Genomic DNA, 26,356 nt, shown 5'->3' with positions numbered 1-26,356 from the left:
GATGTCAAGGTACCAGAGGACGCCACCGGCTCGGGCATGGCAAGTCGCGGCAACGACATGAAAGAGTCGATCGACACCCGTCCGGTCGCCCGTGTTACTGGACTACCTGACACCAAAGCACCGTCCAATCCGCACAAATACCTGATCGAAACCAACCCGGCACTCACCGACATCAAGTCGTTCATGAGCTCCGATTACCTGCTCGACAAACTTGGCTTCGACCCCGACCAGAGCGCCAAGCGTCTCGGCGATGGCCTCTACGAACAACGCCTGATCCAGCAAGCCGTCACCGCACGCACCGGCCAGGCGTTCCTAGACGGCCAGACCTCCAACGAGGGCATGTTCAAGTACCTGATGAACAACGCCATCGCCAGCAAGGACGCACTCAACCTGTCGGTCGGCGTCGGCCTTACATCGCAGCAAGTCGCGGCGCTGACCCACGACATCGTCTGGCTCGAAGAACACGAAGTGAATGGCGAGAAAGTGCTGGTGCCGGTGGTTTATCTGGCGCAAGCCAATGGCCGTCTCGGCCCGACCGGGCGCTGATTGCCGGTAACGACGTGACGCTGATTGCTGGTGAAAACCTCGATAACGTCGGTACGTTGAAAGCGACGAATAACCTGTCCGCCACAGCCGGCAAAGACTTGGTCAACAGCGGCTCAATCGAGGCGGGTAATCGTCTGGACTTGCTGGCCACCAACAACATCGTCAACAAGGCCGGCGGCATCATTGCCGGCAAGGACGTCAGCCTGACCACGCGCACGGGCGATGTGATCAACGAACGAACCATCACCTCGATGGACGACCAGTACGGGTCAGTTACCCAGCATAAGGATTACGCCGATAACGCCGCACGCATCGAAGCCGTCAACGACCTGACCGTCAAAGCGGCGAAGGACATCAACGTTATTGGCGGTGTTCTGAAAAGCGGCCAGGACATGACTTTGAATGCCGGGCGCGACGTCAATGTCGCCTCAGTACAGGTCAACGACAGCGTGTCACTCGGGTCGAGGGCAAGTGCCAGCGATGTCACTCAACTGGGTGCTGACATTGATGCCGGACGTGACTTCAAGGCAGACGCCAAACGCGATATCAACATCATCGCCAGCGAAATCGATGCCAAGCGCGATGTGTCGATGAAGGCGACCGAAAATCTGGTGATTACCTCGGCGGCGGACGAGGAACATTCGAACTCGAAAAACAAGAACGAGAAACGCCAGGAGGACCATGTCACTCAGGTCATGTCCGGTATCACGGCGGGCGGCGATGTCCGGCTGGATGCGGGCAAAGACCTGAGTGTGATTTCCAGTCGGGTGACGGCGGGGGATGAAGCGTATCTGGTGGCCGGCGATAACTTGCAGCTCCTGGCCCTGCAAGACACCGATTACTCCCTTTACGACATGAAGAAAAAGGGCAGCTTCGGCAAGCTGAAAATGCAGCATGACGAGGTCACCGACAACAAGTATGTCGGCTCGGAAATCAAGGCTGGCGGCGATCTGACGCTCAAGAGCGGAGGCGATCAGCTTTATCAGGTCGCCCAGCTCGAAAGTGGCAACAACATCACACTCGATAGCGGTGGGGCGATCACGTTTGAAGCGGTAAAAGACCTTCATAACGAAAGCCATACCAAGACTGACAACAACGCCGCGTGGGTGTCCTCCAAGGGCAAGGGCAACACCGACGAAACCCTGCGTCAGACCCAAATGATTGCCAAGGGCAACATCGTCATCAAAGCCGTCGATGGCTTGAAGATCGATATCAAGGATGTGAACCAGCAGTCCGTCAGTCAGACCATCGACAGCATGGTCAAGGCTGACCCGCAGTTGGCGTGGTTGAAAGAGGCCGAGGCCCGTGGGGACGTCGACTGGCGTCTGGTTAAAGAGATTCACGAGTCGTTCAAGTACAACAACTCGGGGCTTGGTCCGGCTTCGCAGATGATTATTGCGATCGTTATGGCTGCGGTTGTTGGACCGGCAGCTTTGACGGCGATGAGTGGGATGGGCACGTTCTGGGCGGCATCTTATGCTGCTGTAGCCACCGGAGCAGCGACAAATGCCGCCACCAGTTTTATCAATAACGGTGGCAACCTTGGCGCTGTATTCAAAGATGTAACGTCTTCTGATGCGCTGGCTGGCTATGTTATTTCAGGAGTAACTGCTGGCCTGACGGCGGGCTACTTCGACAGCATTCTCAAGACCACAACAAATCCGATAACCGGCCAAGTCATGACTGACTTGAGCAGTCTGGAAGGCATCGGCCGTTTCGCAGGTAACCAGCTGCTGCAGAACACGACTTCCACTGTTTTGGGCGCGACTTTCGGTCAGCACGCGAATTTCGGTAATGCGTTGACGGGCGCTCTGTTGAGTACTCTGAACGCGGCGGCATTCAATGCTGTAGGCGATTTTGCTGCTAAACAGGGCTGGAAAGACGGCAGTCTCGAAAAAATCGCATTGCACGCGGTTGTTGGAGGGTTGCTGACTGAAGCTGCGGGTGGCGATTTCAAAACGGGTGCATTGGCGGCGGGTGCAAATGAGGCTCTGGTTACCCAGTTGGCCACGCTGGTCAAGAACGACAGCAACCTGTTGTCGATGTCCTCCCAACTGGTGGGTATCGCTGCGGCAGCCGTAAGCGACGGTAACCTTCAAGAGGGCGCGACTATTGCGAAGGACGCTACTAATTACAACTACCTTATGCACCACGAAATCGTGGAAATGTTGGATGAGCAGGCAAAATGCGCATCCGAGACGTGCAAAGCAGAAGTGCGAGAGCGTTATGCCAATCTGGATGAGCAGCGAAATGCGGAGTTGGGTAGCCTCTGTCAGAAAAACTTAAGTGCCTGCAAGCAGCTTTCGGATCAGCTCCTAGCCGATCAGCCAAAAATTCGCGAACTGGCAGAGCAGCTCAGGCTCAGTGGGGATATAGGTGCAGCTGCAAACGTAGGCTGGATCATTACGGAGAATAACCAAACTGCGCAAAACACGATCATCAGAGAGATTGTGGTTCAGCGTGATGGTGAAAGCGCCGCGTTTTGGGCAGATGCTGCAGGCGTAGCCGCAGATGTCGCGGGCGGTGGTAAACCGGGCGGTAGCAAAGGAACGACTAAGACTGGCATTGCTGATAACACCGAGTCTTCCCTCCCAAATTCACCGTCCACGAAAGGGCCGAGTGAAGATATACCTCCTGCCACGTCTGCCATTTCCCGCGTAGGTTTGAAAGAGGATCTCGCAGGACAGGCGGGCATTCCGCGGGATATGATTGGTAATCCATCCAGCGTTTGGGGACGATCGATTGACGATATTAAACAGTCACTTACAATGGACGGAGCAACCGCTACTTTGTCGACTAAGAGCAAAACGTCAGGTAATGCTCAAGTTTACGAGATCAGTGGGAGTGCAACAGGTATTAAGGAAATCCAATATAGTCCGTCTACCGTTGATAGCGTCAATAAATCAACGCACATAGGTGAGTACTATAGAATCACGTATAGTGATAATACTTCAGTTAAAGTGGTTGATCCTGATACGTATCGACCTCAGTTTAAAGGGCCGAACGAGCCGATTTATGACAAAGATACGCTTTTCATGAACCCTCAGGGGCAAGAAGTGCTATTTAACCCGGCTACCAACAAGTGGGTACCAAAATGAGTAATGTTTCTATATCTTGGGTCGCAACCATATTGCCTAGAAGATCACTTGCTGGAGTGCCGCTAGGGCTAGCGGCGCCTGATCTCGAAACATGGCTGGCAATGTATGCTATCGACGAAGCAAAAACCTTATATAAATTTGAAGAAGGTCCAATCCTAAGGTTGACAAAGTGCGATAATCGAAAGGGCGAAGGTGGTTATGTATTTTATTTATATGATAATAGTGTTATCAATTCCAATAAGTTTGGTATTCCTGCTTTAAGTATAATGCTGAAATGCAACAAAGTTTTCGCGCTTAAAGTTTATGATTTTAGTTTTCCCGGTGAGGCGGCTAGTGCTTTTGTCTACCAGGGATCGCTAACTTCGAATATAAGATTGGGGAGCAATGTTGCTGAGTTGAAAAAAATCACGTCATTGGACTTTGATAAGGGCGAAGGCTGGTTTATAACAGATGAAAAGTTTGGTTTGATTGAGGTTTCAGGCTGGGGAGTACCGCTGGAAGAAGAACCTCAGCAGCTGATTACTGCCATTTGTGTAATTTGATGCGCTTGCACGGAAGCCGATCCGGATGCTTCTTCATGACTCGATAATGCAAGTTGATAAATGGATAAATGGGGACAGACCACGTTTAGAAAGTAGGTGAAGGCGATGGATCCCAAAACATACGAACTGCTCAATGGTATTCCGGAACACGCCGATTACGCTGTGGAGGCGGGTGACCTTGACCGAGAAGACATTTCACAAGAAAGAATGGCGGCAGTGAGACAGCTGCTCAACTGTGAGAATGAAATGGAGCGTTTTCAGGCTTCTAAACTTCTCACCAGTTGGGGCGTCCATGACGGCTTGATAGTGCTGGAAGAATATATGCGGCGCCCAGAGATTATTGAGGGTATTTATACCCATAGACTCCATGGGTACGATGATACATATCGGCATATATTGATGGCAGTGACGATGTATTTCGCGAATGCCGCTGAGGTCAGTGGAAAGGAATTAGCGAGGCGTCAGGTATATGATGTGCTTTCAAAAATAATCGCTCTGGCCAACGAGAGGCCTTTTGAAATATCGGAAATATATTCTTTCGTGCATCGTGAAAAGTATTCAGAGTACCTCCCGCTGCTGAAGCAGCATTTGATCGCAATGGTTGAACATCCCGAACTGCACCGATGGAAAGTCAAGGATGCCATTGGTTTGATAATGGAGTTTGATGCTGATTTTGTCAGAGCTTTATTGGATAAATGGGGACAGACCACGTTTAATGTAATTGACTGCAACAATACGTAAAAATTTGCCATCATGTTTACCTTTCGGCCCGCTAAGCTTTCAGTTCGACCAATTGAAAGGATTCATTGATGCCGCGTAGAGCCCGAGTTTTGATACCAGGCGTGCCACTCCACTTGATTCAGCGAGGAAACAATAGATCTGTCTGTTTTTTTACCGAGGAAGATTACCTTTTTTATTTGGAGCTTTTGGTCGAGCAGGCTTCTAAAAATGACTGTGATATTCATGCGTGGTGCTTAATGACCAATCACATTCATTTGTTAGTCAGTCCTCATAATGCCAACAGCGCAAGCCTGCTGATGAAAGGTGTCGGTCAGAGATACGCTCAATATATAAATCGTACGTATAGTCGCAGCGGGTGTTTGTGGGAAGGCCGGTATCGTTCATGCCTTGTTGAGAATGAACGATATTTGTTGTGTTGTTATCGATACATCGAATTGAATCCCGTCAGAGCTAAAATAGTAAATCATCCGGCAGAATATCGCTGGTCAAGTTACCGTGTTAACGCACAATCAGAGCGATCACACATTGTTACCCCTCATGCTCAGTATTTGGCGCTTGGAGGGCTGGGCGGGCAACCGGCAGAAGCTTACCGCGAACTGTTCAAAAATCACTTAGAGTCGGAATTGGTTGACCAGATTCGTGACGCGACCAATGGAAATAATGTTTTTGGCGGTTCAAAGTTTGCTGTTGATGTCGAGGCAATGATCGGTCGTCGTGTGCAGCGAGGGAGCCCGGGACGGCCCAAAAAGCCGACGATTTAGTGGAAAACGTGGTCTGTCCCCGTTTTCTCCTATTCGTGTCGAACGTAAAAAAGCGGACAAAAGGGAACCGTCCCCTTTTGTCAGATATCGATTTTGCCAGAGAGTTGATTGGAGATATAGTTGGGGGTGATTGCGGACTGTTCTCTTCTAAACTGAGGGGACAAGGTGCTGTCCCTTTTCATTGCAGGTATCAACAAATCGATTGTCAGAATCCGATTCGAGAGTGAATGAATGTGCCTCACCAAACTTGAACATCAAGAACTGCGTCAGATAACCGCGATGTTATCAAGTCGTCTTGAACTGAATAAAGATTTGCCCGAAATGGTTTTTCGAGATTCAGGATTAGAGTTTTATTTTTTTGAGAGGCCTCTTTTGAGTAATGTTGATGTACTCGATGATTTGCTCTGTTCTAGCTTTAAAGTTTTTTCGACTCGCGCGTTTGCCCTGTTCAGTGCGCCGCTGGCCAATATTTGTTATCTTTTTGATGGGGAGAATATTCAGAAAGGTGTTGAGGAATTAAGCGTGGGGTTTCGAGATTTTTTCAAGGGCACAGTAAATTATCCGGTAGTCATGGGTAATGTGAGTTTTGATTGGCTCTTGTTTGAAAGTGCTTGCGAAGAGTACGGTGTGCTGGCTTTCAATTCACGGCATGCTTCTGGTGAGTTTTCTGAGTATTTGAGCTGCAACTTGATCAGTTCTGCAGAGTTTCAGAGTCTTAAAGGTCACGATAAAACCTTGGATAAAATAATTACAGCGTTTCATGCCTATTTTGAGAGGATATAGGTTGTGAATAATTTTTTCTTTAAGTGAGGTCGGACAAATAAATCGCTCTTCGCGTTATACCTTTCATACGGACCCTCATACTCATACCTACCAGTACGGACCGCGCAAGGATGTCAATGACCAGCACACGAGGATCAACCATTGAGCAATCTCAAAGCATTGAATAGCTTTCTGCGTGAATACGTTTATGTGGAAAGTCTTCACCTGGATTCTGAAGATGGACTTACCGGTTACAACCTGTTGATGACGCTGGCGAATTCTTCGGATCCTGGAGCAGCGACTATCGCGGTCATATTTTTTAACGTGGGCGGTTTGAACGTGCGGGGATTTGGTGGTGGCCTGACACAGTTCATGGATCTTTGCGTGTCGAGAGTTGAAGGCGGACTGGATCGTATCCGGTATGAGCTGGTTGATGAGGAAGAAGAAAAAATAGCCTTTAACTTCCACTCCTTCAAAGTGCTCAGCGAGGATGGCAGCGGCGAATAGGCTGCGAAAGCTAGGTTGCACAAGTCGATGCTGTTTTCAAAAAAACGCCCCGTCTGAAGCGGGGCGTTTGTTTTGGTTTAACCTGCGAAACCTTTAGCGAAACGCCGGCACCACATGCTTGATAAACAACTCCAGCGACTTCTTCTTCTCTTCATGCGGCAGGCTGTTATCACACCAGAAACTGAACTCATCCACCCCCAGTTCCTGGTAGTACTTGATCCGCGGGATGATCTCTTCCGGCGTGCCAATCATCGCGGTCTTGTGCAGGCTTTCCAGTTCAAACTCCGGACGCCCGGCGAACTTCTCTTCCGGACTCGGCGCTAGGAAGCCATTGACTGGCGTTTGCTTGTTGCCAAACCAGGCATCGAAGGTGCGGTAGAAACGTGAGATGGCTTTGGCGCCGACTTTCCAGCCGTCCGGGTTGTCGGCGGTGTGCAAGTGGGTGTGGCGCAGCACCATCAGTTGTGGGCGCGGCACGTCAGGGTTGTTGTCCAGCGCGGTCTGGAATTTGTTTTTCAGGTCGAGGACTTCTTCGTCGCCTTTCATCAAAGGCGTGACCATGACGTTGCAACCATTGGCCACGGCGAAGTTGTGCGAGTCGGGGTCGCGGGCGGCGATCCACATGGGTGGGTTGGGCTTCTGGATCGGCTTCGGCACGCTGGTGGAGGTGGGGAATTTCCAGATGTCGCCGTCGTGGGCGTAGTCGCCTTGCCACAGGGCGCGGACCACCGGGACCATTTCGCGCAGGGCCTGGCCGCCGCTCGAGGCGGGCATGCCGCCGGCCATGCGGTCGAATTCGACTTGATAGGCGCCGCGTGCGAGGCCGACTTCCATGCGGCCGTTGCTGATCACGTCGAGCAGGGCGCATTCACCGGCGACGCGCAGTGGGTGCCAGAACGGCGCGATGATGGTGCCGGCGCCGAGGTGGATGGTCGTGGTTTTCGCTGCGAGGTAGGCCAGCAGCGGCATCGGGCTTGGGGAGATGGTGTATTCCATGGCGTGGTGTTCGCCGATCCACACGGTGCTGAAACCGCCGGCCTCGGCCATCAGGGTCAGTTCGGTCAAGTCTTCGAACAGTTGGCGGTGGCTGACGCTTTCGTCCCAGCGTTCCATGTGTACGAACAGGGAAAATTTCATGACGCTACCTCGAGTCTTTTGTAATTGGCCGGTCGTGTGCGGGCCTGTCGAACTGACGTGAACGCTGTGCGCTCGCGAGTCTTCTCACCATTCAAGCACGCCTTCAAGGACGGCTGTTCGGTTGATTGAATATTGGTATACCATAATACGGAATATCCGCAAAACATTTCTGACCGACACTTCGAACAAGGAAGGCGCAAGCAATGAACATAAAACAAAAACTGACTTTGGCGTTTGCGGTAATCGCCAGCCTGCCGGTGTTATTGGTGGCAGCGCTGATCATCCTCAATGTCCGCGAGGGCGCGCGCGACACCTTTACCGACAGCACCGGGCGCGAAGTGCGTCAGGTGGAAAACGCCATGCAGCTGTTTTTCGAGGGCATCAGCCAGAACGTTGCCTACCTGGCCGAGCATCCGCAACTGCAGAGCATCGACGCCAGCCTCAAACGCTACCTGAGCAGTGACGCCGCGCAAGTGCCAATGGGCCCGCAGGATAATCAGCTGTTCAAGCTGTTCGACGGTCTGGCCAAGGCGCATCCGGCTTACACCTACCTGTCACTCGGCACCGAGCAGGGCGGTTATCTGTTCTGGCCGGGCGATGCGCAACTGGCGAACTACGATCCGCGCACCCGTCCCTGGTACAAAACGGCGATGGCAAATCCTGGCAAAACGCTGCGCACCGAGGCCTATTACTGGGCGGCGGATGACGTGGTGCTGGTGAGCACCGTGCGCAGTTTCAACAACCAGTTGGGCAGCAATGCCGGCGTGGTCAACATCGACGTATCGCTCAAGCAATTGACCGATCTGGTCAAGCAGATCCGCCTCGGTGAAAGCGGTTATCTGATGTTGATGGAAGCCAACAACACCGTGCTGGTCGACCCGAGCGACCCGGCGCACAACTTCAAGAAACTCAGCGAGCTCGGCGACGGTTATCAGCAACTGGCCGAGGCCGGCAAAGGCCTGGTCGAGGTGCAATTGGCCGGCGAGGATTACATGGCGCTGGTCTGGCCCTCGCAGGCGTTGGGCTGGCGGTTTGTCGCCTTGGTGAAGGCGAGCGAAGTGATGGCAGGGGCGACTCGTTTGACCTGGCTGATCGGCGCTATCGCAGTGATCTGCGCGTTGCTGTTTGCGATGGTCGGCGCGTGGTTCGCCGGGCTGATGGTCAAGCCGATTCGTGGTGTCGCCAGCGGTCTCGAAGGCATTGCTCAAGGCGAGGGCGATCTGACTGCGCGACTGGAAGTACGCGGGCAGGACGAAACCGCGCAACTGGCCGGCTGGTTCAACCAGTTTCTTGAGGCGATTCGTACGCTGATCCAGCGTATCGGCCAGGCGGCGGGACAGATTCACAGCAGCTCCGGCAGCGCCACCGAAGTCTCGGCGGAAATGGCCGACGTGGCTGCACGTCAGCGTGAGGCGGTGGACATGGTGTCGACCGCATTCCACGAAATGGTCGCCACATCCAACGAGGTCGCGCGCTCCTGCAGTCAGGCCGCCGATTCGGCAGACAACGGTCAGCGTCAGGCACATACCGGGCAGCAACAGATCGACGCGGCGGTGAGCAATGTTGGGCGTTTGAGCCAGGAGATCGGCCACAGTGCCGAGTCGATGCAGCAACTGGAGCAGGACAGCAACGACATCCAGTCGATCCTCGGCACCATCCGCTCGATTGCCGAGCAGACCAATCTGCTCGCGCTCAACGCCGCTATCGAAGCCGCGCGCGCCGGAGAGCAGGGCAGGGGCTTTGCCGTGGTCGCTGATGAAGTCCGCGCTTTGGCCAAACGAACTTCAGACTCGACCGGTGAGATTGACGCACTGCTCGGCAATCTGGCGCGGCGCACTCATCAGATGGGCAAGCAGATGCACGCCAGCCTGGAGGTGTCACAGGAAACCGTGGTGTCGATCAACGAGGCGCGGGCGAGTTTTGAATTGATTCGCGAGTCGGTGGATGTGATTCGCGACATGAACACGCAGATCGCCACGGCGGCGGAGGAACAGCATCAAGTGGCCGAAGACATCAATCGCCACATCAGCCAGATTCATGGCGATGCGCAGTTAGTGGCAAGCCTGGCGGACTCGACTCGCCAGGATGCGCAGAACCTGACGGCGTTGTCGCAGACGTTGAATCAGTTGGTGAGCCGGTTCCGGACGTAATCAGCTACACCGAAACCCCTGTAGGAGTGAGCCTGCTCGCGATAGCGGAATATCAGCCAACATCTGCATCGACTGACACACTGCGATCGCGAGCAGGCTCACTCCTACATGGGATTGATGTGTTCAACAGTTCCGGGATCACGCCACAACCGGCAACGCACCCATCTTGCCGTGGCAGTACACCAGCGGCCCGGCGACTTGCTCAGGGACGATCAGGTTCTTCACCGCGCCGACCATGATCGCGTGGTCGCCACCTTCATATTCACGCCACAACTCGCACTCGATCACCGCCGTGGCATTGGCGAGGATCGGGTTGCCCAGTGCGCTCAATGTCCACTCGATGCCCTGCGCCTTGTCCTTGCCTTTGCGGGCGAAGGCATAGGCCTCGCTTTGCTGCACGCTGGACAACAGGTGAATCGCAAAGCGTTTGTTCTTGATCAGCACTGGATAGGAATCGGAGCTGTAGTTGGGGCAGAACAGCACCAGCGCCGGGTCCATCGACAGCGAGCTGAAGGCGCTGGCGGTCAGGCCGACGATCTGGCCGTCGTCGTCCAGGGTAGTGATGACGGTGACGCCGGACGGGAACGAGCCCATGACTTGTTTGTAAATGGCAGCATCGATCATTGGGTGGTCCTCGGGTGTGTGACACGGTTTTTATGATTTGTAGGTCTGATGGTATACCGTAATACATATCTTGCAAGGGCTTTTCTGGTGAACCGATAAACGTGCGGATTTCGTCGGAAAGTCCATGTTTACGGGGCTTTCAGCTAGCCGATGAGGGGCAGGATCAGCGAGGATAACGGATCAGAGAACGACAGAATCAGCGGATCAGGCTTGTGCAAAGCTTGGAATACCATAATATGGTCTGCATCTGAGGGGCGACCCAAGAGTCCTCCCGGTTTGGCTTCATACAAAGATAAAAACAGACAAACTCGAGTTCATGCATATGTCCCAGATGTCCCGGCAAGATCCGTTGATCGAGAATCATACGGTCGATTACGTCCCACTCGCGGAACGCCACGGGAAGGCCCGCGACCTGTTCACTCTGTGGTTCAGCACCAACATCGCGCCACTGCCCATCGTCACCGGCGCCATGGTGGTTCAGGTGTTCCATCTCAATCTGTGGTGGGGGCTGCTGGCGATTGCGCTGGGGCACATGATCGGCGGCGTGGTGATTGCACTGGCGTCGGCCCAGGGCCCGCGCATGGGCATTCCGCAAATGGTCCAGAGTCGCGGCCAGTTCGGCCGATATGGCGCACTGCTGATCGTGTTCTTTGCGGCTCTCATCTATATCGGTTTCTTCATTTCCAACATCGTGCTGGCCGGCAAATCCATCGTCGGTATTGCGCCGTCGGTGCCGGCCCCGCTGAGCATTCTGATCGGCGCGCTGGCCGCTACCGCGATCGGAGTGATCGGCTACAACTTCATCCACACGCTCAATCGCATTGGCACTTGGGTGATGGGCGGCGCGTTGCTCGCAGGGTTTATCTACATCTTCGCCCATGACTTGCCGGCGGACTTCCTGACGCGCGGCAGTTTCAACCTCTCGGGCTGGCTGGCGACGGTATCGCTGGGCATCATCTGGCAGATCAGTTTCTCGCCGTACGTCTCCGACTACTCGCGTTATCTGCCGGCGGACATCGGCATTGCCAAGCCATTTTGGGCGACGTATCTGGGCGCGACGCTGGGCACGATTCTGTCGTTCAGTTTTGGCGCGGTTGCGGTGCTGGCGACGCCGGAAGGCACTGAGGCGATGGCGGCGGTCAAGCAGTCCACCGGCTGGCTGGGGCCGATTCTGATGGTGCTGTTTCTGCTCAATATCATCAGCCACAACGCGCTCAACTTGTATGGCGCGGTGCTGTCGATCATTACCTCGATCCAGACCTTCGCCAGCCAGTGGACGCCGAGCATCAAGGTGCGCGTGGTGCTGTCGAGCGTGATCCTCGGCGGATGCTGCGTGGTCGCCCTCGGCGCTTCGGCGGATTTCATTTCCCAGTTCATCGGGCTGATTCTGGCGCTGTTGCTGGTGCTGGTGCCGTGGGCGTCGATCAACCTGATCGACTTCTACCTGATCAAGCGCGGCAACTACGACATCACCTCGATCTTCCGCGCCGACGGCGGGATCTACGGGCGTTTCAACCTGCACGCGATCATTGCCTACTTCATCGGCATCATCGTGCAACTGCCGTTTGCCAACACCTCGCTGTACGTCGGGCCGTACGCCAATCTGGTCGAAGGTGCGGATCTGTCGTGGCTGGTTGGCCTGGTGGTCACCGTGCCGCTCTATTACTGCCTCGCGACCCGTGGTCAGGCGCAGCGGAGCAGGGCGGCAAAACTGAGCTATCGCTCGTAAGCAATTCTGTGGCGAGGGAGCAAGCTCCCTCGCCACAACTGGTTTTCGGCCGTCCCGAGTATTTCAGCGGTCACGCAAATTGGCCATATCGATCCCCTTTTGGCCTGCCGCCTACTGTCATCGCGCTACGCTGTCAGCAAGAATCGAAACCATAACAACAGGCTCGACCTTTTTTGCCCTTGGCTTTCGTTACAGCCACTGCCGTGTACAGAACATAAAAACCATCGATCTCACGCCGCATTCGGGGAAACAACCATGGTCACGATCAAACGCATTCTGGGCGCCACCGTGTGTGGCCTGACGCTGCTGGCCAGCGCCGTCCAGGCAGAGCAGCGCGAACTGCGGGTGTACAACTGGGCGGATTACATCCTGCCGTCAGTGCCCAAGGACTTCGCCGAGCAAAGCAAGATCAAAGTGACCTGGGACACCTTCGACACCAACGAATCACTGGAAGCCAAACTCCTCACCGGCAACTCCGGCTACGACCTGGTAGTGCCGTCCAATCAGTTCATCGAAACCCAGATCAAGGCGGGCGTGTTCCAGAAACTCGACAAGTCGAAACTGCCGAACTGGCAGCATCAGGATCCGGCCCTGCTCAAGTTGCTCGAGGCCAACGACCCCGGCAACCAGTACGGTGTGCCCTACATGTACGGCACCGTGCTGATCGGCTTCAACCCGGCCAAGGTCAAGGCTGCCCTTGGCGAGAATGCGCCGGTGGACAGTTGGGATCTGGTGTTCAAGCCCGAGAACATGGAAAAGCTCAAGGCGTGCGGCGTGGCGATGCTCGATTCGCCGTCGGAAATCCTGCCGCTGGCCCTGCATTACCTCGGCCTCGATCCGAACAGCCAGAACCCGGCGGACTATGAAAAGGCCAAGGCCTTGATGATGAAGATTCGCCCCTACGTGACCTACTTCAACTCGGCCAAATACATGACCGACATCGCCAACGGCGACATCTGCGTGGCGATCGGTTATTCCGGCAGCTTCTACCAGTTCGGCAATCGCGCCAAAGAGGCGGGCAACGGCGTGGTGGTCGACTGGCGCTTGCCGAAGGAGGGCGCGCCGATCTGGTTCGACACGTTCGCCATTCCGAAGAGCGCGAAGAACGTCGCCGAGGCTCACGAATTCCTCAACCACTTGCTCGATCCGAAAGTGATCGCACCGATCAGCGATTTCCTCGGCTACCCGAATGCCAACAAGGACTCGATGCCGCTGGTCAACAAGGAGATCACCGACAACCCCAACCTGACCCCGACCCGCGAAGCGCTGAAAACCCTGTATGTGGTCCAGCCGTTGCCGCAGAAAATGGAGCGGGTGCGCACGCGGGTGTGGACCAGTATCAAATCCGATAAATAAGACCATTCCCTGTAGGAGTGAGCCTGCTCGCGATAGCGGTGTGTCAGTTGACGTAGATGTTGGCTGATACACCGCGATCGCGAGCAGGCTCACTCCTACAAGGGTTTTGTGTGGGTCATTCGGTGCTGCGTTCGCCCTCACGGGTGGTCACCAGACTCAACAGCACCGACCCGAGAATCACCGAACCCACTACCGCCAGCGACCACTCCACCGGCATGTGAAACCACGGCATCAGCACCATCTTGCCGCCGATGAACACCAGCACGATCGCCAGCCCGTATTTGAGCAGGTGAAAACGGTCAGCCATGTCCGCCAGCAGGAAGTACAGCGCGCGCAGGCCCATGATCGCGAAGATGTTCGAGGTGAAGACGATGAACGGGTCAGTGGTGACGGCGAAGATCGCCGGGATGCTGTCGACCGCGAACATCAGGTCGCTGGCCTCGATCAGCACCAGCACAAGGAACATCGGTGTTGCCCAGCGCACGCCGTTTTGCAGGATGAAAAACCGCTCGCCGTGGAAACCGCTGGTGATACGCATATGCCCGCGCACCCAGCGCAACAGCGGGTTGTTGTCGAGATCCGGTTGCTGGTCGGCGAACACCAGCATCTTGATCCCGGTGATGATCAGGAACACACCGAACGCATACAACAGCCATTCGAACTGCGACACCAGCCATACGCCGGCAAAGATCATTATCGCGCGCATGACAATCGCGCCGAGCACGCCATATAGCAGCACGCGCCGCTGCAATTCCGGGGGCACGGCGAAGTAGCTGAAGATCATCACGAAGACGAACATGTTGTCGATCGACAGCGACTGCTCGATCAAATAACCGGTGAGGAACTCCAGGGTTTTCTGCCGGGCGATTTCACCGCCAAATTCGCCGTGCAGGTACCACCAGAGCAAACCGGCGAAGCTCAGCGCCAGCAGGCACCAGGCAACCACCCAGGCCGACGCTTCACGCACCGAGACCCGATGCGCCTTGCGCCCGCCGAAGACAAACAAGTCCAGGGCCAGCATGGCCAGAACGAAGATGATGAAGGCGCCCCACATCCAGGGTTCGCCGATATTGATGTTCGTGGCAGGCATGGCACGCTCCCTGTCTCTTGTTTGAATTGAATCAGACGGGGCCATGCTAGCGACGCAGTTATGGCAAAGAAAAATCGTTTATTTCTGAGGGTTGGTTCGAGAAAAACGAAGTGTCCTACCTCGGGGCACTTTGGCATTTCATTGGAGCATTCCTGCATGGGAAGTACCGCCGATTGGCGAATCCAGCCTCCAGCGATACCGCATCACAGAATTCAAGCTGATACCGAGGGAATATATATGGATCACAGCTCTCCCGTTGCCAGGAGAAATATATCTGCAGCGACCGTGTAGGGTGTTGACTCATAAACAATGTCGAACTTGAGAGTTGCTTTGACTGATTTTCGGCTGTCATCTACATCGTAAGTAACACTACCTCCCTTGATGCTCACTCCGTCAACCATAAAAACAACTGAATGCTTGCCGGGACCATAATCCTCGAGTTTATACGTGCCGCTTTTAAGTTCCCGTGGAGTAATTAATGTCAGCTGGTAGAAGTTCTGCAAGGTTTGATGGCGCCCAATGATGCTGCGCGAGTCTCCTGTGAAGGAGGCGTACCAGGTATGTGTCGCTTCAAACTTTTCAATGGGCGGAAAAGGTTTTGAGAACTTTACGTCGAAGCGCTCGTCCGCGGCGATTTTGTGCGCCAGATCCTGTGGCTTGTTTTCGCTGTTGATTCCAAGTTTTATGTTCCTGATTATGTCGGTCATGATCAATCTCCGGATAAAAATGCGTTCCGCTTTTTAGGCAAACCGACTTTTCCGCCGGTTGGGAGATTCAATTTACGCTTCGGTTTGTGTGCCAACTACTGACAGACCTGACAGGTGCAAAATTTTGAGGAATATGGTAGCGAAGTGTCGGGCGATGAGTTCCCTCGTATACAAACAGGCCATTGGCGCATGCCTCAACGGAAAAACTCCCCCGGCGTCTCACCAAATTGCTGACGAAATGCCGCAATGAACGCCGATGTCGAGTCGTATCCGCAGGCCAGCGCGACATCGGTCACACGCTCACCTTTCTCCAGCGGGGTCAGCGCCCCGAGCAGGCGCAGACGCTGGCGCCAGGCGCGGAAGGTCAGGCCGGTGTCGCGCAGGAACAGCCGCGTCAGGGTCTTTTCGGTGACGCCGAATTCGCCGCTCCAGTGGCTCAGGGTGGTCTGTTGTTCCGGATGTTGTTCGAGGCTCTGGTAGATCTGCTTCAAGCGCGGATCTTGTGGCAGCGGCAGCATCAGGTCGATGGTTGGCGCATCGGCCAGCTGATCGAGGATGACTTGGGCGAGGCGTCCGTCAGGGCCGCTCTCGTCATACTCCACCGGAACCTGACTGAAGGCGCGGATCAACTCCCTGAGCAGATCGCTGACGCCCAGCACATGGCAATGTTCGGCCGCCCAACCGGTGACGCTGCTGTCGATATAGAGGCTGCGCATTTCCGTGTGCGGGGCGCTGAACACCCGGTGCGGTACGCCCGCCGGTATCCACACCGCACGCTCCGGCGGCGCGACGAAACGGCCGGCGCTGGTCTGCACTTCGAGCACGCCCTGGATCGCGTAGGACAACTGCACCCACGGATGGCTATGACGGCGGGTGAGGGCGCGGTTGGGCAGTGATTCGGTACGTCCATACACAGGACGCGGCAGGCTGGGCAACCCGGGAACACTGCGGCGAACGCTCTTGGTATGTCCTTTGGGCGGCATCTTGCGGCTCTTCGGCGTTAGTCGGTAATTGCCAGTCACGTTAGAGTCGTCGGCACGCACTGGCAACCCCCCGGATGAATCTCATGACGCGCCCACGTTTTCTGCCCGATAACTTCACCCTGACTCTGATCGGCGTTGTCCTGCTGGCCAGCTTCCTGCCCGCCAGCGGCCAGGTCGCGGTCGGCTTCGGCTGGCTGACCAACATCGCTATTGCCCTGCTGTTTTTCCTGCACGGCGCCAAGCTGTCGCGCGAATCGATCATTGCCGGCGCCGGCCACTGGCGTTTGCATCTGCTGGTGTTTGGCCTGACTTTCGTGCTGTTCCCGATTCTCGGTCTGGCGCTCAAACCGCTGTTGTCACCGCTGATCGGCGATCAGCTGTACATGGGCATGCTCTACCTTTGCGCGTTGCCAGCCACGGTGCAGTCGGCCATCGCGTTCACTTCGCTGGCGCGAGGCAATATTCCGGCGGCGATCTGCAGCGCGGCGGCGTCCAGCCTGTTCGGGATTTTTCTTACGCCGCTGCTGGTGACTTTGCTGCTCAACGTCCACGGCGACGGCGGCTCGACCCTCGATGCGATCGTGAAAATCAGCGTGCAGTTGCTGCTGCCATTTATCGCCGGGCAGATCGCCCGCCGCTGGATCGGCGCGTGGGTAGGGCGCAACAAGAACTGGCTGAAATTCGTTGACCAGGGTTCGATTCTGCTGGTGGTCTACGGCGCGTTCAGCGAAGCGGTCAACGAAGGCATCTGGCAGCAGATTCCATTGTTCGAGCTGCTCGGCCTGGTGGTGGTCTGCTGCATCCTGCTCGCCCTGGTGCTATTGGCCTCGACCCTGCTTGGCAAAGCCTTCGGCTTCAATCAGGAAGACCGCATCACCATTCTGTTCTGCGGCTCGAAAAAGAGCCTGGCCACCGGCGTGCCGATGGCGCAGGTGTTGTTCGCCGGCAGCACCATCGGCGTGCTGATTCTGCCGCTGATGCTGTTCCATCAGATTCAACTGATGGTCTGCGCGGTATTGGCCCAGCGCTATGCCAAGCGGCCGGAGTCGGTGCCGGATCTGATGGCGCAGGTGGATCCGTGAGCGAGATCGAGCCATTCGCAGTGTTTCCGGACCAACAGCTTTGTTGTTGATGTTTGCGGGCTAAAGTTGAATGAATGCCGAGTCGCTCTGATCGTGAACCGACTGTCGCAGTTCAGCCAGCAGCTCAGGGGTATAAACGATGGGTAAGCCATGCGCGGTCAAGCGATTACAGGCATGCTCGACAAAGCTGCCCATCCCCCGGAGGTACTGCTTGCCATCAAGCAGGTAGGGACGATAAAACAAACCGCCCTCAAGGTTGCACAAGGGCATGGCGTGGGCAAGGTAACCCGCTTCCTTGTGTTTGCGCGTCGAGGGATAGCTCGCCAGTTTTCCGCTCACCACGTCGTCGGTGCGGTAGGCCCAGACCTCGATCCACAACGGTGGTGAATCGATGAGGAAATCAGCCGTCGGCCGACCTCCGCCGACACCTGGAAAATCCTCGATCGGAGGATGGTCGATGAACTCGTAATCAGCCAGGTGCAAAAGGTTCGCCACAATCGTTTCCGGCAGGGAATCGTAGCTGAACCCGTTCAGGCCCCGGTAAATGCCCCAGTTGAAGCGTTTCGATATCTCACGTACCCAGTTCTGTGTGGCGGCGTATTTGTATGAGCCCGATGAGGAGGCGTGCCAGTCGGATGACGATGCAAAATCGTTGTCGCGTATGTGCCGGACAAGATCGTCAAGGCTCATGCCTTGCCACACAGCGGTTTGCTCGAAACCCTGCGCGGCGCACAGATCGGCAGTCAGGCCTCGTTCGCGGATGTTGCGAATCAGGCTGCCGTAGGCACGCTCGAGCAGGGCGAGAGTGTCGAGTTGCTCGGCGTGACGGAGCTCTCCGGCTTTGTCCAGCAGTTGCTGGTTTGTCAGCCTTGAATAGTTGACGAGCGATGTCCAGCCGAAACTGGCCATGACATCTTCTTTCAGGCCTTGTTCGATGATGCTGGTGCTGGCGCCCGGGTAGCGCGAGACGAACTCTGCCCATGTCGCGGACTTTGTATCGCGAATGCTTTCGATGGCGTCGTGCAGCGAAGCAATTTCATAGCTGCGCTTGAACCGGATACCCATATTGGCGAGAACCCGGTGGTGCACGAAGTCGCCAGCCATTCTGCGGCGGCTGATGAAGTTATTGATGTCGTTGGGCAGCTTTGCCCGAACCGCGCCAATGTTCGTAGCGCCAGCATCGATCGCGTGCTGAAAGGCGCTGCGCAGGTCATCGTCGGTGAATTCGGCGAGCCGCGTGTTCACAGGCAAGTCCAGCGCTTGCTGCACGATCTCATATTTGCGCACGGGTTTCTTCGCGCCTTTGGGGCTCGCCGCAGAAGGCTGCTTCAGATAGCGCATCGACCTTGGAAACAGCCGCTGACCGTCGGCAAACTTCCTGATGCCATGGGTCCTCAGCAGGTCGATATAGTACTGGTCCGGTTCGCAGGTTCTGTCTGCCGGCAAATAGGTATTGCTACAGCCCGGGTTGTCGCAGTAGGTGAAGCCCCGATAACGGACAAGATCATAACTCCGTGCGTCGTTGCGCTGGTGACAGAGGTTGCAGGTGATCGAAATGGCCTGGCTACGTTTGACCTGTGACTTTCGCTCCATCACTTCGAGCGTACCGTCGAATGTCATTTCAAAATCGAGCAGGAAAGCCTTGAACGCGTCCAGAGCGGTTTTCTCGAGAGAATGACAGTGTGGACATCGGGTCTCGCTCCACTGCTGAAGTTCGACGAACCTGAGGGCAACAGTGCCGCCGCAGGCAATATGCGTGTACTCGACCTTGTCGGCTCGACGGGCAGGCATGCTGGCAGGGAGCGCGAGACGTTTTGGCGCGCAACATAAAGCGAGGGTCGACAGCGAGAGTTCAGCGGAGCGGGGCTTTCTGCGGGTTGCGTCGGATTGGAAAAAGGTGCCTTTTTTGCAAGACAGCGCTCGCGAACGCACGGTATGCCAACTTTGGGTCATGACCGCATCCCCTTTTGTCCAGCGCAACAGATCGTTGGCAGAAATCGTCAGACGACGCAGTTCCGTTTGTCCCTCCTGGTCGTGGGTAACGTCATCCAGCCCCAGTCGTGTGGCAATGGTCTTCAGGTACAGCAAACTCAATTTGCCCCGTGGATGGCACGGGATAAAGCCACAATGGCGTTTATCGCTGAGCAAGGTCTTGGAGTTTTTCAGATTCACCATGCCGCACGAATGGATGAGTTCGTGCACTGACTGGCCGTTGCTGTGCTGGCCACTGAGGCGCACGTAGCCAGCTGCGTGGATGATATCGAGGATGTGCTGATCGCTGTAGTCAGATAGACGAGACATGTACGCTGGCTGGCTCAAGGTAGTTTCAGACATTTGATCCACTGGAGCAGTCTGTGTCGAGTCCTATCCGATACCGGAATACTTGACCGCCGCGGCCGCCCGCGTCGGCACATCAAGCGTGCGCAACAACGACGACACATGGATGCGCACCGTGAACGGCGAAATATCCAGTTCACGGGCGATTTCCTTGTTGGTCTTGCCTTGCGCGATCAACCGCAGTACGTCCTGCTGACGCGGCGTCAGCGTCGTCGCGGTTTCCAGCGGCAGCAAGCCGGACGGCGCCGACTTCACCAGCACCTCGCCATCACGGATCGCCAGAATCGCCTGGCCGATTTCATCCGGCGCAATGTTCTTGCCGATAAAGCCGTCTATGCCCGCCGCCATGACTTCACTGATCAACGCCTGATCGTCGACCATCGAAACTACGATCAGCGTGGTGCGCGGCAATCGTCTTCGCAAGTCGGCGAGCTGGGTGATGCACGTCAACCCGGGAAAACGCAGATCGAGCATCAGCGTGTCCGGCTCGTCGCCCTGTGGCAGCAGCTCGAGCACAGCGTCGAAGTCGCCGGCCTCGCAGATATTCGCTGCGGGCAGCACGCGCTGTACGGTGCGCAGCATCGCCTCGCGAAACAGTGGATGATCGTCGGCTATGATGATCCGGCATGTCATGACGTGACCCTCCCTGGGTCAGGCGTGATTCAAGGCCTGCACCTTAGCACTGGACGCGAAGGTTGCCTGTAGGCTGCTTCCGAAACTGACGATTGCTGCACAAGGACGTTTACCATGAAGTTCGAGAAAAATACCGAACTCGACCAGGCCAACCTGCGCATCATCATCGCCGCCATCGCGGTGGTTTACATGGTTGTGCTGGGTTTTCTGCCGGGCCAGCGCTTCGATACCTACCTGCCGGTCATCACTTACATTGTCCTGTTTCTGCTTGCCTCAATCGTGTTCCGCCAAGCCATTGCGCGCTGGCCGGGGCATTATCCGGCGCGACGGATTTTCGCCATGGTCCACGATTACACCGGCACCTGTTTTGGTCTGGTGATCGGCGGCGAAGCGGCGCTGCCACTGTACGCGGTGATGGTCTGGGTCAACCTCGGCAACGGCATGCGCTACGGCTCGCGTTATCTGGCGATTGCCACCGGCCTGGCGCTCGTAGCGCTGCTGGTGGTCTATCGCTTGACGCCGTACTGGCAGGCGCAACCGTTCATGGTGTTGATGCTGTTGATCACCAGCACGGTGATTCCGTTTTACGCGCACTTGCTGTTGGAGCGTACGCGCAAGGCGTCGGAAGAAGCGGTCGCAGCGAATCTGGAGAAATCGCGCTTCCTCGCGCAGGCCAGTCACGATTTGCGTCAGCCGATTCATTCCATCGGCTTGTTCACTGCCTGTCTTCGCGAGTCGCGTTTGGGCGACGACGAGCGACGGCTGGTCGACAACATCGACCGCTCGCTGCTTAACGTCTCGCAGTTGTTCCGTTCGATTCTCGATCTTTATACGCTGGATAACGGCCGGGTCGAGGCGAAATGGCAAACGCTGAACCTCGGCGAATGGCTCGCGGACATCGTCCGCCAACATCAGGAAGCGGCGCGTTGGGCGGGTGTCGAGCTGCGTTTGCGACCCTGTCACCACTGGGTCAGAACCGACCCGGCGCTGCTGGCGACCATGGTGCAGAACGTGCTCTCCAACTGTTTCAAATACGGCGCGCAACGGCCGGTGCTGATCGGTGTGCGTAAGCGCGGGGCAGGGCTGGCCATCGTCATCCATGACCGCGGCAACGGCATTGCCGAAGAGCATCTGCCGAAGGTTTTCGAAGAGTTCTATCGAGTGCGACAAGTGCGCGATAAAGACGTCGAGGGGGTCGGACTGGGTCTGGCGATCGTCAAGCGTCTGGGTGAGTTGATCGATGTGCAGGTTGCGCTGCGTTCGCGGGTAGGGCGCGGCACAGCAGTAACCCTCGCCGGTTTATCGTTCGCAGCGGCGCCACCGTCACCGGTCATGCGCGATGAAGCGCGGCAGGTGGGTTTGTTGACGGGGCTAAAGGTGTGTCTGGTCGAGGATGACCGCAACGTGTTGCTCGCGACCTCGGCGTTGCTCGAGCGCTGGGGCTGCGTGGTGCAGGCCGAGTGGTCGGCTGAGGAGCTGGTCACCGACTGCGACATCATCGTCGCCGACTATGACCTCGGCACCCACGCCACTGGCATCGAGTGCATCGATGAGGTGCGCCGGCAACGCGGCTGGGCAGTGCCAGCGATGATCATCACCGGTCACGACATCGAAAAGATTCAGGCAGCCTTGCACGATCGGCAGATCGCCATTCTGTCGAAACCGGTGCGCCCGGCCGAGCTGCGCGCGACATTACGCGCCCTGCGTGATCGACAAGGCGAAGCGGTCGAAAAGACGCTGTAGAGGCTGATGTAAACGGGCGGCTCGGGAGCCCGCCCGTTTCTTCGGGGCGTTTATTGCGGACTGTTGAACTGGTCGGAATAGCTGCCGGTCATCAGCGCCGATGCCACGCGATCAGAGCCGACTCCGACCCGAGAATAGGCCACACGGTTGACGCCGGTGCGATCTGCGCCATCCGCTGCCAGCGTGCCGGCCCCGACCTTATCGGCGCCATCGGCAGCTACCGCCCCGGCACCGACCTTGTCAGCGCCATCGGAAGCCACTGCGCCGGCCCCGACCTTATCGGCGCCATCGGAAGCTACTGCCCCGGCCCCGACCTTATCAGCGCCGTCGGAGGCCACCGCGCCGGCGCCGACACGGTCGGCACCGTCGGACGCCACCGCACCTGCACCGACTTTATCGGCGCCATCGGAAGCCACTGCTCCAGCACCGACCTTGTCAGCGCCATCGGAAGCCACTGCTCCGGCACCGACCTTATCGGCGCCATCGGCAGCTACCGCCCCGGCCCCAACATGATCAGCCCCATCCGAAGCCAACGCCTGCGGTTGGGCCGCCCACGCACTCGGCACTGCGACACCGGCCGCTACCGCAAGAAGCACGCCTGACAACAACTTGTATTTCATGGTTTTCTCCACGACCCAGCAGCCAGAAAGCGATGAGATGTCGTCCGTTGCGTATGCCCGGCGCTGTGACTCATTGGCTTGGGTTTTACCTGGTTGGCGAAAGGCACGGGCACACCGAGCGGCGTGCGGGTGTCGAGATAATTTTGATCGAGCCGATTGAGTATAGGATCGGCCTCGGGAACTGCCACGGCGGGCAGATCGACGGACAAAAAAGACGAAGCCCGCATTGCGCGGGCTTCGTTGTGCGTGGCTTCTTATATGCTCGCCAGTGCCTGGGCCAGGTCGGCGCGCAGGTCTTCGACGTCTTCAACCCCGACCGACAACCGCACCAGCCCATCGCCAATCCCCAGCTTCGCGCGGGTTTCCGGCGGAATCGTCGCGTGGGTCATGATCGCCGGATGCTCGATCAGGCTTTCCACGCCACCGAGGCTTTCGGCCAACGCAAAGATCTTCACGTTTTCCAAAAACCGCCGTGCACCGGCCAGGTCGCTGTTCAGATCGACGGAAATCATCCCGCCAAAACCACGCATCTGCCGTTGGGCCAGTTCATGCTGCGGATGCGACGTCAGGCCCGGATAGTAGACGCGCTTGACCTGCGGTTGCTGCTCGAGCCACTGCGCCAGATCCAGGGCGTTGCTGCAATGGCGCTCCATGCGCAGCGCCAGGGTTTTCACCCCGCGCAAGGTCAGGAACGCATCGAACGGCCCGGAAATCGCGCCGACGGCGTTCTGCAGAAAACCGAGTTTTTCCGCCAGCTCGGCGTTCTGCCCGACCACGGCAATGCCGCCGATCACGTCGGAGTGGCCGTTGAGGTATTTGGTGGTCGAGTGCAGCACGATGTCGAAACCCAACTCCAGCGGACGCTGGATGTACGGGCTGGCAAAGGTGTTGTCGGCGACGCAGATGATCCCGCGAGCGCGGCAGATGCGCGCGATTGCGGCCAGGTCCGACAGGCTTAGCAGCGGGTTGGTCGGGGTTTCGACCATGACCATGCGCGTGTCGTCCTGCAGCGAGGCTTCGAACGCCGACAGGTCGGCCAGATCGACGAAGCTGAAACGATGCCCGGCGCTGCGCTGGCGAACCTTGTCGAACAGGCGGAACGTGCCACCGTAAAGATCATTGCCGGAAACGATGTGCGAGCCGGCATCGAGCAATTCCAGCACCGTGGAAATCGCCGCCAGCCCTGAAGCGAAGGCGAATGCGCGGGTGCCGCCTTCGAGGTCGGCGACACAGCGTTCCAGGGCGAAGCGCGTCGGGTTGTGCGAGCGGCCGTAATCGAAACCCTTGTGCACGCCGGGGCTGTCTTGCAGGTAAGTGGAGTTGGCATAGATCGGCGGCATCAGCGCGCCGGTGGTCGGGTCCGGTTCCTGCCCGGCGTGGATCACCCGGGTGGCGAAGCCTTGGGATTTATCGTCGTGCTGACTCATGCAAGGGATCTCCGTAATTGGTTGAGCATGTCGGTGCGGGTGATCAGGCCATGGAAGCCGGAGGCGTCGGCGATGATCGCAACGAGGCCACGGCTGAGCACCGCTTCCAGCTCGGCCAGGCTCGCAGCCGGCGCAAGGGTTTGCAGTTTGTCGGTCATCACGCTGGACACCGACTGGCTGAAGCGCGCGGCGTCTTCGTGCACGCCGAGAAGGATGTCGGACTCGTCGATCACGCCTACCAGTTGCTTGCCTTCGACCAGCACCGGCAGTTGCGAAACATCCGCCAGACGCATGCGCTGGAACGCGGTGAGCAGGGTGTCGTCAGGGCCGACGCTGATAACCCGGCCGTCCTCGAAACGTCGGGCGATCAAGTCGCGCAAATCGCCGTAGCCCTTGCGTTGCAACAGGCCCTGATCGGTCATCCACTGGTCGTTGTAGACCTTCGACAGGTAACGCGTGCCGGTGTCGCAGACAAAACTGACCACGCGTTTCGGCTCGGTCTGTTCGCGGCAATAACGCAGCGCGGCGGCGAACAGGGTGCCGGTCGAAGAGCCACCGAGAATGCCTTCGGCCTTGAGCAACTGGCGGGCGTGATCGAAGCTTTCTTCGTCGCTGATCGAGTAGGCGTGGCGCACGCTGGACAGGTCGGTGATCGATGGAATGAAGTCTTCGCCGATGCCCTCGACCGCCCACGAGCCTGGGGTCGGCAGGCTGCCGTCGCGGCTGTATTGGGCCATGACCGAACCGACCGGATCCGCCAAGACCATTTCCAGATTCGGCTGCACACGTTTGAAGAAACGACTCAATCCGGTCAGCGTCCCGGCCGAACCGACACCGACGACGATGGCGTCCAGATCATGTTCGGTCTGCGCCCAGATCTCCGGCGCGGTGCTGCATTCATGGGCCAGCGGGTTGGCGGGATTATTGAACTGGTCGGCAAAAAACGCCCCGGGAATATCCTTGGCCAAACGCGCGGCGACGTCCTGGTAATACTCGGGATGACCCTTGCCGACGTCGGAGCGAGTGATGTGCACTTCGGCGCCCATGGCCTTCAAGTGCAGGACTTTCTCGGTGGACATCTTGTCCGGCACCACCAGCACCACACGATAGCCTTTGGCACGGCCAACCAGCGCCAGACCGAGACCGGTGTTGCCGGCAGTGGCCTCGACAATCGTGCCGCCCGGTTGCAGGCGGCCGTCACGTTCAGCGGCGTCGATCATCGCCAGACCGATGCGGTCCTTGATCGAGCCGCCGGGATTCTGCGATTCGAGTTTGAGCAACAGCGTGCACGGTCCGGTATCAAAACGGGTGACCTGAACCAGCGGAGTATTGCCTATCAGCCCAAGCACGGCAGGGCGTGATTCCTTCGACATTTCTTCACCTCTTTATGGTGTTGATCGCGTTCCGATCGCGGGGAAAAGACTCGCGTGCAACTTAGGCGCAGACATCTTCCCTCGCAACCTTTAATCCTTGAGAAATCCAGCCATTTGGATCTAACGATAGAACGAATTTGCCAAGCTGCCGGAACAGTTCGAACGTGTTTACAGCGAGGCGTCATCGAGTATTCAAAGGGCGTCTTCGCCGCGACAAAAGCTTGATCCGGACGTCGCAGTTATGATGGTTCCCACGCTCTGCGTGGGAATGCAGCCGGGGACGCTCTGCGTCCCTACGGTCCAAAGATCGCTGCCTTCGGCAGCTCCTATAGGAGTGTCTGTGCATGAGTAGAACTTGTGATGATCTAGAATAAATTGAGTTTGTTTCATCAAGCCTCGTTCCTGACA

Annotated in this window: 20 protein-coding genes and 2 pseudogenes; 12 read left to right on the top strand and 10 right to left on the bottom strand. The window is 57.0% G+C overall.

Features of this window, described 5'->3' with window-relative positions:
- Positions 1 to 183 precede the first annotated feature (183 nt).
- The 6 genes and pseudogenes from AEQ63_RS27190 (at position 184) to AEQ63_RS11370 (ending at position 6,957) form a co-directional block, all read left to right on the top strand.
- Positions 184 to 3,644 (top strand): annotated as a pseudogene (locus AEQ63_RS27190) (DUF637 domain-containing protein).
- On the top strand, positions 3,641 to 4,186 hold the full coding sequence (locus AEQ63_RS11385; RefSeq protein ID WP_236705257.1) for a hypothetical protein: 546 nt from the start codon (positions 3,641 to 3,643) through the stop codon (positions 4,184 to 4,186). Before AEQ63_RS27190 ends, AEQ63_RS11385 begins: the two are co-directional and overlap by 4 nt.
- Before the next feature lie 105 nt (positions 4,187 to 4,291).
- Complete coding sequence (locus AEQ63_RS11380) at positions 4,292 to 4,927, top strand: hypothetical protein (protein WP_042606744.1); 636 nt, start codon at positions 4,292 to 4,294, stop codon at positions 4,925 to 4,927.
- A gap of 68 nt (positions 4,928 to 4,995) precedes the next feature.
- Positions 4,996 to 5,688, top strand: coding sequence for a transposase (locus AEQ63_RS27185; RefSeq protein ID WP_082367795.1), 693 nt, complete (start codon positions 4,996 to 4,998; stop codon positions 5,686 to 5,688).
- Between the two features lie 231 nt (positions 5,689 to 5,919).
- Positions 5,920 to 6,471 (top strand): hypothetical protein, encoded by a 552-nt coding sequence (locus tag AEQ63_RS11375; protein ID WP_064363464.1) that lies wholly within the window; start codon positions 5,920 to 5,922, stop codon positions 6,469 to 6,471.
- Between the two features lie 141 nt (positions 6,472 to 6,612).
- Complete coding sequence (locus AEQ63_RS11370; protein ID WP_064363463.1) at positions 6,613 to 6,957, top strand: hypothetical protein; 345 nt, start codon at positions 6,613 to 6,615, stop codon at positions 6,955 to 6,957.
- 93 nt (positions 6,958 to 7,050) lie between these two features.
- On the opposite strand, the gene AEQ63_RS11365 is transcribed toward AEQ63_RS11370, so the two are convergent.
- A complete protein-coding gene (locus AEQ63_RS11365) occupies positions 7,051 to 8,094 on the bottom strand; it encodes an LLM class flavin-dependent oxidoreductase (protein ID WP_064363462.1) in 1,044 nt (347 codons plus the stop codon).
- Positions 8,095 to 8,297: 203 nt separating this feature from the next.
- Here AEQ63_RS11365 and AEQ63_RS29290 point away from each other — a divergent pair.
- Both AEQ63_RS29290 and AEQ63_RS29285 read left to right on the top strand, forming a co-directional pair.
- A pseudogene (locus tag AEQ63_RS29290) lies at positions 8,298 to 9,338 on the top strand (cache domain-containing protein); the annotation flags it as partial.
- A 138-nt stretch (positions 9,339 to 9,476) separates the two neighbouring features.
- On the top strand, positions 9,477 to 10,244 hold the full coding sequence (locus tag AEQ63_RS29285; RefSeq protein ID WP_420220201.1) for a methyl-accepting chemotaxis protein: 768 nt from the start codon (positions 9,477 to 9,479) through the stop codon (positions 10,242 to 10,244).
- Between the two features lie 138 nt (positions 10,245 to 10,382).
- Here the strand turns inward: AEQ63_RS29285 and AEQ63_RS11355 are convergent, their stop codons facing one another.
- Positions 10,383 to 10,868 (bottom strand): flavin reductase family protein, encoded by a 486-nt coding sequence (locus tag AEQ63_RS11355; protein WP_042606747.1) that lies wholly within the window; start codon positions 10,866 to 10,868, stop codon positions 10,383 to 10,385.
- Between the two features lie 322 nt (positions 10,869 to 11,190).
- Between AEQ63_RS11355 and AEQ63_RS11350 the strand changes: the two genes are divergently transcribed.
- Both AEQ63_RS11350 and AEQ63_RS11345 read left to right on the top strand, forming a co-directional pair.
- Complete coding sequence (locus tag AEQ63_RS11350) at positions 11,191 to 12,597, top strand: purine-cytosine permease family protein (RefSeq protein ID WP_064363460.1); 1,407 nt, start codon at positions 11,191 to 11,193, stop codon at positions 12,595 to 12,597.
- Positions 12,598 to 12,852: 255 nt separating this feature from the next.
- Positions 12,853 to 13,953, top strand: coding sequence for a polyamine ABC transporter substrate-binding protein (locus AEQ63_RS11345; protein ID WP_064363459.1), 1,101 nt, complete (start codon positions 12,853 to 12,855; stop codon positions 13,951 to 13,953).
- A gap of 115 nt (positions 13,954 to 14,068) precedes the next feature.
- Here AEQ63_RS11345 and AEQ63_RS11340 read toward each other — a convergent pair whose 3' ends face one another.
- The 3 genes from AEQ63_RS11340 to AEQ63_RS11330 form a co-directional block, all read right to left on the bottom strand.
- Complete coding sequence (locus AEQ63_RS11340; RefSeq protein WP_064363458.1) at positions 14,069 to 15,043, bottom strand: TerC family protein; 975 nt, start codon at positions 15,041 to 15,043, stop codon at positions 14,069 to 14,071.
- A gap of 242 nt (positions 15,044 to 15,285) precedes the next feature.
- A complete protein-coding gene (locus AEQ63_RS11335; RefSeq protein WP_064363457.1) occupies positions 15,286 to 15,750 on the bottom strand; it encodes a hypothetical protein in 465 nt (154 codons plus the stop codon).
- A gap of 194 nt (positions 15,751 to 15,944) precedes the next feature.
- A complete protein-coding gene (locus tag AEQ63_RS11330) occupies positions 15,945 to 16,733 on the bottom strand; it encodes an AraC family transcriptional regulator (protein WP_064363456.1) in 789 nt (262 codons plus the stop codon).
- A gap of 83 nt (positions 16,734 to 16,816) precedes the next feature.
- Between AEQ63_RS11330 and AEQ63_RS11325 the strand changes: the two genes are divergently transcribed.
- Positions 16,817 to 17,815 (top strand): bile acid:sodium symporter family protein, encoded by a 999-nt coding sequence (locus AEQ63_RS11325; RefSeq protein WP_042606753.1) that lies wholly within the window; start codon positions 16,817 to 16,819, stop codon positions 17,813 to 17,815.
- 60 nt (positions 17,816 to 17,875) lie between these two features.
- On the opposite strand, the gene AEQ63_RS11320 is transcribed toward AEQ63_RS11325, so the two are convergent.
- Positions 17,876 to 20,149 carry a hypothetical protein gene (locus AEQ63_RS11320; protein WP_152972350.1) on the bottom strand — a complete coding sequence of 758 codons (2,274 nt, stop codon included), beginning with the start codon at positions 20,147 to 20,149 and terminating at the stop codon, positions 17,876 to 17,878.
- Positions 20,150 to 20,179: 30 nt separating this feature from the next.
- Entirely contained in the window at positions 20,180 to 20,785 is a 606-nt protein-coding gene (locus AEQ63_RS11315; RefSeq protein ID WP_042606755.1) for a LuxR C-terminal-related transcriptional regulator, read from the bottom strand.
- Positions 20,786 to 20,899: 114 nt separating this feature from the next.
- Between AEQ63_RS11315 and AEQ63_RS11310 the strand changes: the two genes are divergently transcribed.
- Entirely contained in the window at positions 20,900 to 22,528 is a 1,629-nt protein-coding gene (locus tag AEQ63_RS11310; protein WP_064363454.1) for an ATP-binding response regulator, read from the top strand.
- 50 nt (positions 22,529 to 22,578) lie between these two features.
- Here the strand turns inward: AEQ63_RS11310 and AEQ63_RS11305 are convergent, their stop codons facing one another.
- The 3 genes from AEQ63_RS11305 to AEQ63_RS11295 all read right to left on the bottom strand — a co-directional run bounded on the left by AEQ63_RS11305 (position 22,579) and on the right by AEQ63_RS11295 (position 25,948).
- The gene (locus AEQ63_RS11305) at positions 22,579 to 23,148 is read right to left on the bottom strand and encodes a phage infection protein (RefSeq protein ID WP_236705256.1); all 570 of its coding nucleotides are present in this window, start codon (positions 23,146 to 23,148) and stop codon (positions 22,579 to 22,581) included.
- Positions 23,149 to 23,402: 254 nt separating this feature from the next.
- A complete protein-coding gene (locus AEQ63_RS11300; protein WP_064363453.1) occupies positions 23,403 to 24,575 on the bottom strand; it encodes a cystathionine gamma-synthase in 1,173 nt (390 codons plus the stop codon).
- The gene (locus tag AEQ63_RS11295) at positions 24,572 to 25,948 is read right to left on the bottom strand and encodes a pyridoxal-phosphate dependent enzyme (protein WP_064363452.1); all 1,377 of its coding nucleotides are present in this window, start codon (positions 25,946 to 25,948) and stop codon (positions 24,572 to 24,574) included. The genes AEQ63_RS11300 and AEQ63_RS11295 overlap by 4 nt, the downstream gene beginning before the upstream one ends.
- Positions 25,949 to 26,356 lie beyond the last annotated feature (408 nt).

Source organism: Pseudomonas sp. RIT-PI-o (assembly GCF_001297215.1).
Lineage (GTDB): Bacteria > Pseudomonadota > Gammaproteobacteria > Pseudomonadales > Pseudomonadaceae > Aquipseudomonas > Aquipseudomonas moraviensis_A.
The sequence above is the reverse complement of the archived record's forward strand: the minus strand, read 5'-3'. Positions and strand labels throughout refer to the sequence as shown.

Coding starts and splice junctions, on each gene's coding strand:
- AEQ63_RS11375 (WP_064363464.1), top strand. CDS start 5,920: ATGTGCCTCACCAAACTTGAACATCAAGAACTGCGTCAGATAACCGCG.
- AEQ63_RS11345 (WP_064363459.1), top strand. CDS start 12,853: ATGGTCACGATCAAACGCATTCTGGGCGCCACCGTGTGTGGCCTGACG.
- AEQ63_RS11315 (WP_042606755.1), bottom strand. CDS start 20,785: ATGACATGCCGGATCATCATAGCCGACGATCATCCACTGTTTCGCGAG.
- AEQ63_RS11385 (WP_236705257.1), top strand. CDS start 3,641: ATGAGTAATGTTTCTATATCTTGGGTCGCAACCATATTGCCTAGAAGA.
- AEQ63_RS11300 (WP_064363453.1), bottom strand. CDS start 24,575: ATGAGTCAGCACGACGATAAATCCCAAGGCTTCGCCACCCGGGTGATC.
- AEQ63_RS27185 (WP_082367795.1), top strand. CDS start 4,996: ATGCCGCGTAGAGCCCGAGTTTTGATACCAGGCGTGCCACTCCACTTG.
- AEQ63_RS11330 (WP_064363456.1), bottom strand. CDS start 16,733: ATGCCGCCCAAAGGACATACCAAGAGCGTTCGCCGCAGTGTTCCCGGG.
- AEQ63_RS11325 (WP_042606753.1), top strand. CDS start 16,817: ATGACGCGCCCACGTTTTCTGCCCGATAACTTCACCCTGACTCTGATC.
- AEQ63_RS11380 (WP_042606744.1), top strand. CDS start 4,292: ATGGATCCCAAAACATACGAACTGCTCAATGGTATTCCGGAACACGCC.
- AEQ63_RS29285 (WP_420220201.1), top strand. CDS start 9,477: ATGGCCGACGTGGCTGCACGTCAGCGTGAGGCGGTGGACATGGTGTCG.
- AEQ63_RS11350 (WP_064363460.1), top strand. CDS start 11,191: ATGTCCCAGATGTCCCGGCAAGATCCGTTGATCGAGAATCATACGGTC.
- AEQ63_RS11310 (WP_064363454.1), top strand. CDS start 20,900: ATGAAGTTCGAGAAAAATACCGAACTCGACCAGGCCAACCTGCGCATC.
- AEQ63_RS11320 (WP_152972350.1), bottom strand. CDS start 20,149: ATGTCTGAAACTACCTTGAGCCAGCCAGCGTACATGTCTCGTCTATCT.
- AEQ63_RS11365 (WP_064363462.1), bottom strand. CDS start 8,094: ATGAAATTTTCCCTGTTCGTACACATGGAACGCTGGGACGAAAGCGTC.
- AEQ63_RS11355 (WP_042606747.1), bottom strand. CDS start 10,868: ATGATCGATGCTGCCATTTACAAACAAGTCATGGGCTCGTTCCCGTCC.
- AEQ63_RS11335 (WP_064363457.1), bottom strand. CDS start 15,750: ATGACCGACATAATCAGGAACATAAAACTTGGAATCAACAGCGAAAAC.
- AEQ63_RS11305 (WP_236705256.1), bottom strand. CDS start 23,148: ATGAAATACAAGTTGTTGTCAGGCGTGCTTCTTGCGGTAGCGGCCGGT.
- AEQ63_RS11295 (WP_064363452.1), bottom strand. CDS start 25,948: ATGTCGAAGGAATCACGCCCTGCCGTGCTTGGGCTGATAGGCAATACT.
- AEQ63_RS11340 (WP_064363458.1), bottom strand. CDS start 15,043: ATGCCTGCCACGAACATCAATATCGGCGAACCCTGGATGTGGGGCGCC.